We start from the raw sequence: 10,421 nt of genomic DNA, 5'->3' as shown, positions 1-10,421 counted from the left end.
CCATCGCATTCTCGGCATTTAACATCTCGCTATTTTAATGCATGGCGATTTATTGCTAAGCGCTTAATCGTTACCTCTAAAGATGCATCCTGAAGTGCAAGTTTCCTTGATTTCTATGCGTCCCAGTTCAGGTAAATTCGGCTTGAGTTTGTTCCAAATCCATTTTGCTATGTTTTCACTGGTAGGATTTTCTAGGCCTTCCATTTCGTTCTGGTAATAATGGTCAAGTTGATTAATGATTGGCTTAACAATTGATTTAATTAATGTCTGCAAAGTCCATGACCCAGACACTTGTTTCGCCAACATTACCGGTTACAACGATACGCACATGGAAAGAATGTCCGTGCAGTCTGACACATGTAAGAAATCTCAGGGTTGTTTACAGAGAGGTTGATTGAAGTAAGCAGTGAGTATTTCATAAGGGGTGGCGTTATTCAAACTCTTATGAGGCTTCACCGTGTTGTAGAAATTAATGAAGCGGTTAAGCTCGATATGGCGATGAGCTAAATCTTTGAAGATCTGCTGGTGATGCCACATCTCCATGAGTGTGCGAATGACCCGTTCGGCTTTGCCGTTGGTTTGAGGGCGATTGACGCGGGTAAATTTCTGGCCGATGCCGTGCTGCCTACAGGTTTTGACGAAGACATGGTCGGGTGTGCCTTTGAATTCTTTGCCGTTGTCCGAGTAAGTGTAGTCGATCTGATACGGACACTGAGCGATCACATGGGCTAGGAAAGTGGCAGCGCTGTCCTGGGTTATCGGGCAGGATCTCGGCATAGAGCTCCCGGGAGAAGTCATCGATAGCGACAAACAGGTACTCGCGAGGCTCACTGGCGGACTGTCCTTTCAGCAAGGGAAGCCGCTTGGTATCAAAGTGGACCAGTTCGCCTGGATAGGCCTTGTTGTAGCGCTTCGCTGCCTGTTTTAGGCGATCCTGGATCGCGTGTTCGACCTTGGCTAAGCACTTAAGGCCATACTGCAGAGTTTTGAAGCGATGGTTGGTACTGTTACGCGGGGCAAATGCCTGCAGCCGGGCGCGTTTCAGCACAGCATAAATTGTCGGTCGACTGACGCGGAAGCGTTCCGCCAGCTGTGTGACTTTCCAGCGCCGGGTTTGATAAAGCTGCCAGATTTCCTGGCGGTCCAGTAAGGTTAAGCGGGTGCGTTTGTGAATGTTCATCTACAGTATTTTCCAAAATACTGTAAACAACGCTAGAAATTCTTACACTTATAGATTTCCATTAACTAAAGAATTTAAGTGTTTTTAGATTGGTATTGATGTGAATGACGATTATGCGATATCGATCAATTTATGAGTCTGCAAATTCAATCGCCATTTCGGATGGTCTAGGCAGTATTGAATTGTTTGTTGCGTATGAGGGTCCTGTGCAAGATTGCCAGGCTTCTTTGAGTTCGGAACGGACATTGGTGTCAAATAAAAATAATCGGCTTTTATGTAATCGAATTGCTCAGGCATTGCATTGTCTTGGGGGAAAACCAGTTTCAGCTCATTACAATCGGTCACAACTATTTTAGATTGCCCCTTAGGACTTACACAGACCCAGTCAATCCCTTGCGGTATGGGTAAGGTGCCGTTGGTTTCGACTGCCACTTCGAAACCTTGTTGATGAAAAGCGTCAATTAAAGGCCTATCCATCTGAAGCAAAGGTTCTCCGCCCGTGCAAACAACAAAAGGTCTTTCGCTACTCTGTTTTGGCCAAAGTTTGTAAACTTTCTTGGCTAAATCTAGGGGTATTTCATAAAGACCACCATTCACTCCGTCAGTGCCGATGAAATCGGTATCACAAAACGTACAGATTGCTTCAGCACGATTTTCTTCTTTGCCGCTCCACAAATTACATTTGCTGAATCGACAAAAGACCGCAGGTCGACCAGTGTGGGCACCTTCGCCTTGTAAAGTATAAAAAATTTCCTTGATTTTATAAGGACTGGGCATCTTCGTAGACTATTGGATCGATTGCACCATTGTTAGCAAAAGCTTCGAGACGTTCGACACAAGCGCCGCATTTCCCACATGCTTTGTCGCGACCGTTGTAGCATGTCCAGGTCTGACTATAGTCCAAACCCATTTTCAGGCCATCAGCTAAAATTTGCCCCTTGTCTAGGTTCAAATAAGGCGTGGTAATTTCAACGGGTTGATAATTCGCGATTTTTGCAACCGCATTCATTTTTTCAACAAATTCGGGTCGGCAATCAGGGTAAATCGCATGATCACCAGAATGAGCGCCAAAATAGACTTTATTTGCTCCTTTTGAAACGGCATAACCAATGGCCAGAGATAGCATAATCATATTGCGGTTCGGAACAACCGTTGCTTTCATACTGTCTTGGACATAATGTCCTTCTGGTACATCTATATCAGAAGTCAGAGCAGAGCCTTGCAATAGATGGTTAATTGCCGAAATATCAACTATTTCATGTGCAAGGTTTAATCTATTACAAACCGCATCAGCAAACACTATTTCTTTAACATGGCGTTGACCATAATTAAAGGTTAACGGAAAAACTTCCAGGCCGTCTTGCAACGCTTTGTTGAGCACAGTGAATGAATCCATGCCTCCAGAATAGATGACGACAACCTTGTTGTTTTGCATAGACATCACTTGATTTGTTGTTTGACCTGTAATTTCTGGCCGAAATAGAACGTGAAAAAAGCTATCAAGAAGTCGATCCCTGCTTGCCCCAACATTCCGATGATCGTTTGTAGCGACGCGTATTTCTCTGTATAAACATACAAACTTATATTGGCTAAGCCAAAGGCGACCCAGGCCATGGCGCTTACCCCGTCGGCCGATTGTTCACGTAGTATTTTTACTAACTGTGCGAGGCAGGCTAACGGAAATACGACGGCAGGAACCCAGCCTGAAAATTGTATGAGTGAAGAAGTCATGCTTATGTCCGATTAGCTTTCTTATAGCGTTATTTTACATTGGGTGATTAAACTAACCTCAGTTTTTTGCCCATGACATCATCATTTTGAGCCAAAACCAAACGACAATTTCAAAATGGAGCCCGATTAAGACGCGTCGTTTAGGCGACGTGTATCCGGACTTTCAGTCCGTTATTTAAACCCACCTGCTTTAGCAGGTGGTTGTTTAGTTTCTGGCTATCCAACATTCCCCAAATAATCTTTTTTGCCGATCTTTAATCCATTATGCCGCAAAATGGCATCGGAGAAAGGACAAAGCATCCGCTTCATACCCATTCTTTGGGCTAAGCTGCCAAATCAAATCCGTTCAGTTAGGCGGTGATGATTTAAGCTTTACTCACCACCGCCCGTTACTATGTCAGTTACTGCATTCCAAATTTAGGTTTTTTGAATCTCGAGTTGAAAGCGATTAAATCGCTCACCCGGTTGTTTACCAAAATACCGGATTAGAACCAAGTCCTCCTCTGCGGCTTGTTGACGCTCCATGCCTTGCTGTAAGTAGCCAGTTAAAAAAGCCGAAACCAACTCATCCGAGTCCGCAAGGCGCACTATTACGGTATGCTGATCACCGTACACGGGATGCGTAAAGCTCTTGAACCCTTTTATGGTTCCCAGGATGTCGCCATCTTTTTCAAAGCTCCAAAATCTAACGTCATCACTGGTGTTATCAGACGTTTGACCTGATTGCAGGGCTCTTAATCTTGCAAATTTATCACGGTTGTCTTGATACATGTTCGTTCTCTTAGCTAAGGGTTTTGGAAATACACGCCCGCCTGTTGATAGTGTTCTCCAGACGTACGGTAAGAATCGGGGTGTACATTCCCCATAGTATTAGGGGTTTTGTTGACAACGAGGATGTGTTGATCCTGTTGCTGGATACTGATGTTTAAATCAATGTCGTTGGCATCCATGAATCAAGCAAGTGGATGCCAACGACAATTTGCACTGAACGAAACGTATTAGGCGGCTCTTGGTCTACCAACTGTTCCTGTTCTGGGAGGTAGTATCTCACCACGACCGAAGGTTCTACCGTTATCCGGTGTCAGCATACGCACGTAGTGATCGACTTTCACCAGATACGCAGCCGCTCGTTTCAGGCAGTTGATCTTTTCAACATCACTGTGATGGATTATGCCGATACCAAGATGAGGGTATTTCTTCTTTTCAGCGTTGCAGTTCCAGTAGGAACCACGTCCGTCCGTAACAACCCCTTTCCAGTATTCGCCTATCTGCCAAGCAAGGTAGACATCGTCTATGACCTGAGAGCTGTCAAAGAAGAAGACAAAGTGATAATGGTATCCCCGCTCTGGTCCATATTCCAAGGACCAAATGTAACCCACCATCGCATCGAATAAACAGTTCATTTTGGCGTTGTTTAGTAGACGTTTAAAGTGGTATTTCGCTTGCCAGTATTTCTTTTCGATATCACTTTGACTCATGATGGGACTATCCTCATACAAATCTAGCCTAATGACGACCAATCGAGAGTAATGCTCGAACAAGGAATCGATATAGCGCATCATCCCTTCATGGTTTTTATTTGCGGTGCGATTTGCCTTATCGATCAATTTCTTGAACTCGAAGCTCCCGGTAATTTCCAGTATCTTCATAACAAAGGTCTTCATTCTGAAGATGAGATCTAATATTACGTCATAGTCGCCACCCAACTGATACAAGTCGTTTGTTTTTTTCAACGAGCGTTGAAGTTCTATCGCTGATCGTAGATTACAGTCCAAAGCGTTGTTAACAAATATGCTTACATAGGGATGAAAACCATGAATTTGAAACCCTTCCATGATCTCGTACAGATAATGTTCCACAGTGTACTCGATGGATTTCGCTAACTTCGTGGTTTTAACTTTCAATACGCCATTTCCTTGATCGATGACTACGTATAACGGGTCATTCGGTTGATTAGTGATGACTTGAGTCAATTGTCCGATGTGGGAAAGTTGTTCGCTGAATGATAATGTGTTCATAAAAACCCTTCGCTTGAAGTTGATAAAAAGTGTTTTTTGAACCTGCACTGCCTTGATATTTTATTGATGAATTGTTTTGTGCAATTCATCTTCCTCTTATAACTAATAATCCTATGCGAGACTGATTCGTTCTCTCAATTCTGTATATATATTAATTATTAAAAGGGCTGATCTTTTCAGGGTTTAAAGATTGAGAAAGATATGTTAATAATGAATGCTGGAGTGCTTTACTATTAATAACATAAAAACCAAAATTCATGCCTGATAAAAATGCCTTTAAATGCTTTATAGCGATAGTAGTTGAATGCTTGATCGCTAGTAAAAGTGAAATCCGTTTTTTATACCTAGTTAGTGCATGTCCATACTATATGCATAACTATAAATATTTACCGCTATCCTGAAGGCATCTTCAATTGTTGCCTGCATGGAAAACAATCGGTCCCTTAAGAAACCATGAAAATTTGAATAAGATTTTCTGATTAAAATGCACCAAACAAGCCATCTGCCGATTGAAAACCACTACAGGTTCCAATCATCAAAGATCGGTGATCGATTAAAATCGCAAAACTGTCATCGAATCCGATATGATTACGCCAGTCCAGCAATATTCATCGCCGTGAAGCGGTTAGTCGTGTATTGGCCAGCAGCGTCTGTGGTGGTTTTAGATTGAAAAGCTAGGCGTTTTTGAAGTTGGACTTGCTGCAGAATTTCCTAGGAATAGGCATTCAAAAACAACAGATCGATCTTTATGCCCTCGAATGATGCTTTCGAATCGTAATTTTTCGACATTCCTGATTTCTGAAAAAAACCATGGATGCTCCCAAAATTTCCTGCTAAATCCGCTAAATTAGCGGTATTAGCAGGTGAATCCAGTGGGACTTAATTAAAAATGTGGTCAGTGCTGCAAATGGTGTCTCAACTTGCGACACTTCCGGATTGTTCATTGAGGAGTTTCCGGATGAAATTAAGAATTTGTTCCCGTTGATGCTCATTAACCCCGGCAACATTCAAATGAACTGTCCAGTACTTTTCTGTCTGGTTTACTCGTCCAAGCTGACTGCCATTTTCATTCAGAAGTACGTTTTCAGTGGCAGTTTGATTTAGCTCATAGACTTCCTGGAGTTTCTTTTCAATAAATCGAGTTATTTGGGTTTGTTGAAGTTCCCCCTCTTTGAGTAAAGTCCACGCAGTTTCTAAAAATGAAACTACTGAGTCGGAATTTTTATGCTGGCCTAACATCTTTTTAATCTGCTCTGCCGCAGTACGTGATAGTAATGTCGGCGCTCCATTGAGGTCGTTCAAGATAAACTCGGGCAGGCTGTCAAAAGCCAAATAACGGTACATATCGGTACGATTAATACCGATCGCCGCTGCGAGGTTTTTTTTGTTTGGAAATTCATCCTCGATGCTTCGAATTGCCTTACCAATTTCGTAATCGCTCAAATCTTCCCGGACTATATTTTCTGCCAAGGCATAAATTGCTTGGTTTTGGTCGTCAACTGTCCTGACTATCGCTTCGATTTGTGGCTTATTCAGAATCAGATGAGCTCGCCATCGCCGTTCGCCAGCGATGAGTTGATAGCCAGTTTCTGTTTTTTGAACAATGATAGGCTGAAGTAAGCCGTTTTCTCGAATTGAGTGTACGAGATTGTCTAATGATTCTTTGGAATAATGGGTACGTGGTTGGTGGGGATTAGGTTTTATCTGGTCCACATTGATTAAACAATGTTTGCCCACTGGTAGAGTCTGAGGAGAACTAGCAAGTATTCCTAAATTTAAGGTTGCATTTATCATATTTTTAGAAGCTAATGGAGTTTGAATTTAATAGGCCATAAATTGGCAGCATTAAGAGCTTGTCCGGCCTATATTGCATAAAATCTGTTAGGGGCTTTAAACGAATTAACTCGTCAAATCGTGTACGTAATTATTTTTAATCACATAACGGATCCATAGGTATAAAAAGACCGCCGGCCTAAATTGGCTCGGCGGTTTTATTATCGCTGGAATTTAAAGAGTTAATAAGATTGATACTGCAGAAGTGCAACGTTCACTGGGAAATATTGGGGGTTTAATCTAATCCAGCTTTTTTTGCCATGAAACTCCAACCAAATCTTGCCTTGCATAGCCAGTTGATCGAGGGCATATGCTCTACGTCCTTTACCAGAAGCCCCGCGCAAGCGATTAGGGCCATATTGGCTGACCAGAGACCTTAGGATATATGAATGACCTTGATGCCGAGAGCACCAATCCCATAAGAATCGTTCCATTTCATAGGTATCCGCAACTTCTTGTGGAATTTCTGGCAATGATGAAAACAAACTCTTGAACTGGTGAATAAACCAATTGCACAAAGCCCCAGCACGGCTTATCGTCTCCAGTGAGATATCGCCTTCGTGTCCTTCGAAATGATGAAACAACGCCGCGATCCGCGCTAGATTCGTTGTGATCTTCGATGCAAAATCATCAATGTCTGATAAATATCGTCCTGGTATTAGGTCCAATTCGATACTATTTTTAAAATCGAACCAATATTTTTTCGCATCTAACGAAAATATGAGAACTTTCCTTTCTTTTCTTCCATTGTCCATCTCCAGCTTGTCATGTTCCAAAATAGCAGTTATACGCTGTTGATAAGCCGTTAAATGTTCAGTGAATTGAGGCCGATCATCCAATATCCTCGTTCCTTTTGTAGAAACTGGGCAAGCCACAAGGTAGCGAGCCAGAGCGCCAATACTCCGAAAATCTGTCGCCCGGTCGTTTAAAAAATCTCTTAGCACACCACTTTGAACGGCTAAAGAGATGGAAAGTCGAGCATCTTTTACCTGAAAACTCGGCGCACTAATTCGGTCAACAGTCAGCGTGGCTCCATCCCACAGCTGATTAATCATCCCTCTATCAGCCATAGCACGACTTCGAAAAATGCTCCCGGCTTCATCCGAGTTCAGGTAAGCGGATAGCCAAACTTCGTGCAAATCTGACAACATCTTGGCTGGCGTCGTGTCGTTGTGAAAAATTTTAACTCGTCGTGCCCGCTTTGGTTCATTGGCAAGGTGATCTTCTAATGATTGTTGAAGCTGTTCAAATTCCTTGTCGAGTAAATCATTTTCCTCGGGATCATTTTGTCTTAAGGCATTTTTCCGGTTTATTTTTATCGCTCTTAAAATTTCTCGCCGTTGAATTTCCCAAGACTCCCTCTGCGCCTTCAGTTTAGGGATTACTGCCTGGAGTTTCTTCGCCTCGTTTTCTTCAAAGTCTCGAAGTGATTTAGCAAAGAGTCGGTCGACTGGAGTCTTACCTTCGCCGGATTCAGCAATGATCAACAGGAATAGCGACGTAGGTGATACGCTCCCGATGGGTAGTTCAACGTCAATTAAATTTTGGCAGGCAGCGGCAACAGGCCCAAGGGCCGACACCGCGATCAATGGAATCGGAAAACCAGCATTGGTTTGTACCTCCAGAATAGCGTTTTTCATAATTAATGGGAAATTATCAATTGGAAATGGATTCGGATTTGGAATACGCATAAATTTCTCCTTGTTATAGAGTCAATAATAAAGATTGCCTTCTGTCACCACATCAACACGGGATGGTTTGGTGCCAAAAGAGCGATACCATGCTATTCGACAAAAGGACTCCAATCTTCCGGAGATCTTCCGGAGGGGTTGGTAACAAAGTGCTGATTGAAAAAAAGAGAACTTGTTTAAAAAATTAGAGAAGACCTAAAGACGCGGGAAGGCTTGGTAAGAGTTATTGGACAGTTTTATAACGACTCGCTGACCAAAATCAGGCGAAGGGGAAGGATGCGCTAAACCAAAGATCAGTAACGATGGCTGGCGATTTTTTGACGATTTTAATGTAGGCTCAGTTAGGCTTTATTAGGTTTGCGAACGAAAAGCCAAACTTTATGTTATTGATAAATAATGGAATAAAAATCAGCGAAGGCACTTTTAATGCGGTTGTCATTGGTTCGAATCCAATACGACCCACCAACTTAAACCTTTGATACTAAAGGGCTTTTAAGGATAAAAAGCCTCAGTAGCTGTGTACTAAAAACCATCGACTACAGTGATTTTAATGGTAGTCTTGTTTTTAACCTCAATCGCGAGGAAACACAGATGCTTAATTTCCACATTATCAAGGTTACTCTCAAAAACGGCGAAACTCGTTACCGCACCATCCTTACCCGATCCGGGAAAGGCATCAAGACCAAAACTTTCCGCCGCAAACAGGATGCCCGCACTTGGGGCACTCGTTCTGTACTTGAATATCAGGAATACGAAGCCAAAGGCGTTCGGCCTTGCACCATTCCCTTTGACCGTCTGGCCGATGAGTACATGACTTGGTGGACCGGCAAGGACCATGACCGTGCCCGGTTAGTCAAATGGTGGGGCGATCAATTCGGTAAAACCGTGTTGTCCGACATCACACCCGATGAAATTCGCGCCAAACTCAAACTCCATCGTTCGAAAGCTGCGGCAACCTATAACCGTTACTTGGCCGTTTTGTCCTCAATCCTCGATTTTGCGACCCGCCAGCAAGAGGACGACTTGGTTAGCGAACAGTACATCGACGAAAACCCTTGCAAGAAAGTCCGATCTCAACCCCTGAATAACAAAATAGTCCGTTATTTATCTGACGAGGAAAAGCCGCGTTTGATTCGCGCCGGGCAAGCGATTGGCGGCAAATTTTACCTGAAAGTACTGATGGCCTTGACCACTGGCATGCGGAAAGGCGAATTGGATCAATTGCGCTGGTGCGATATCGATTTCGATAAAGGACTGGCACTTTTAGCCGACACCAAAAACGGTCAGCCTCGCCATACCCCTATCCCCACAGTCATAATGGATGAACTGAAAAAACATCGGGAAATCGGGAACGGATTGTTGTTTCCTTCTAGCACGGACCCAAACAAACCCTTTGACTATCGGAAACAATGGTTCAGATGCTTGAAGGAAGCCAACATACATCAGTTCCGCTGGCATGATTTACGCCATGATACCGCCTCAACTTTGGCTCGGGACGGACGAACATTGAAAGAAATTGCTGAAATTCTCGGCCACAAGAGCTTGGCCAGTACCGATCGTTATACGCATTTATCAACGGCACATAAATCTCAAGTATTGAATGATACGATGAGCAAATCAATTAGCTTATAGCCCGGTTTTAGCCAGTCTATGATGTGTACGTCAAAGGAAAAATCCATTATCTGCCAGACTGGCTAGCCTTTCTGCTTGAGGCATTGTAGTGAGAATTTTCAATTAAGCAGAGCGCTCAGTTACCCCAATAACATATGAAATAGCCAATGTTTCCTTCAAAAAAAGAGTTTCAAGAGTTGATTGATCTATGTAATGTGGATCGGTTTATAGAGCCTGAAATTGACATTAATGATGCTAATCATTATGTGGCTAATTCTTTTTCACCTTTAATGAGTTGTAGGGGCTTTGTTGCATAAATTCCCCAGCGGCCCCAAATCAGGGGGATGAAAAAAGAGA

Annotated in this window: 10 protein-coding genes; 1 reads left to right on the top strand and 9 read right to left on the bottom strand. The window is 43.0% G+C overall.

Translation table 11 applies throughout. From position 1 onward, the window contains the following. Positions 1-63: 63 nt before the first annotated feature. The 9 genes from JJL52_RS17695 to JJL52_RS17655 form a co-directional block, all read right to left on the bottom strand. Positions 64-306 (bottom strand): 6-pyruvoyl trahydropterin synthase family protein, encoded by a 243-nt coding sequence (locus JJL52_RS17695; protein ID WP_236994340.1) that lies wholly within the window; start codon positions 304-306, stop codon positions 64-66. A 63-nt stretch (positions 307-369) separates the two neighbouring features. Further along, complete coding sequence (locus tag JJL52_RS17690; protein ID WP_202053823.1) at positions 370-777, bottom strand: integrase core domain-containing protein; 408 nt, start codon at positions 775-777, stop codon at positions 370-372. A 514-nt stretch (positions 778-1,291) separates the two neighbouring features. Next, entirely contained in the window at positions 1,292-1,957 is a 666-nt protein-coding gene (gene queE, locus JJL52_RS17685; protein WP_202053822.1) for a 7-carboxy-7-deazaguanine synthase, read from the bottom strand. After that, complete coding sequence (gene queC / locus JJL52_RS17680) at positions 1,941-2,615, bottom strand: 7-cyano-7-deazaguanine synthase QueC (RefSeq protein WP_202053821.1); 675 nt, start codon at positions 2,613-2,615, stop codon at positions 1,941-1,943. The genes queE and queC overlap by 17 nt, the downstream gene beginning before the upstream one ends. 5 nt (positions 2,616-2,620) lie before the next feature. Then, a complete protein-coding gene (locus tag JJL52_RS17675) occupies positions 2,621-2,911 on the bottom strand; it encodes a hypothetical protein (RefSeq protein WP_202053820.1) in 291 nt (96 codons plus the stop codon). 417 nt (positions 2,912-3,328) lie between these two features. Continuing rightward, a complete protein-coding gene (locus JJL52_RS17670; protein WP_202053819.1) occupies positions 3,329-3,682 on the bottom strand; it encodes a hypothetical protein in 354 nt (117 codons plus the stop codon). Positions 3,683-3,909: 227 nt separating this feature from the next. Further along, positions 3,910-4,929 carry a YagK/YfjJ domain-containing protein gene (locus tag JJL52_RS17665; protein WP_202053818.1) on the bottom strand — a complete coding sequence of 340 codons (1,020 nt, stop codon included), beginning with the start codon at positions 4,927-4,929 and terminating at the stop codon, positions 3,910-3,912. Between the two features lie 915 nt (positions 4,930-5,844). Continuing rightward, positions 5,845-6,723: a ParB/RepB/Spo0J family partition protein gene (locus tag JJL52_RS17660; RefSeq protein ID WP_202053817.1), complete on the bottom strand. Its 879-nt coding sequence runs from the start codon at positions 6,721-6,723 to the stop codon at positions 5,845-5,847. A 221-nt stretch (positions 6,724-6,944) separates the two neighbouring features. Further along, positions 6,945-8,453 carry a YfjI family protein gene (locus JJL52_RS17655; RefSeq protein ID WP_202053816.1) on the bottom strand — a complete coding sequence of 503 codons (1,509 nt, stop codon included), beginning with the start codon at positions 8,451-8,453 and terminating at the stop codon, positions 6,945-6,947. Positions 8,454-9,044: 591 nt separating this feature from the next. Between JJL52_RS17655 and JJL52_RS17650 the strand changes: the two genes are divergently transcribed. Beyond that, on the top strand, positions 9,045-10,085 hold the full coding sequence (locus JJL52_RS17650) for a tyrosine-type recombinase/integrase (RefSeq protein WP_202053815.1): 1,041 nt from the start codon (positions 9,045-9,047) through the stop codon (positions 10,083-10,085). Positions 10,086-10,421 lie beyond the last annotated feature (336 nt).

The organism is Candidatus Methylomicrobium oryzae (genome assembly GCF_016745425.1).
GTDB classification, from domain to species: domain Bacteria; phylum Pseudomonadota; class Gammaproteobacteria; order Methylococcales; family Methylomonadaceae; genus Methylomicrobium; species Methylomicrobium oryzae.
The sequence above is the reverse complement of the archived record's forward strand: the minus strand, read 5'-3'. Positions and strand labels throughout refer to the sequence as shown.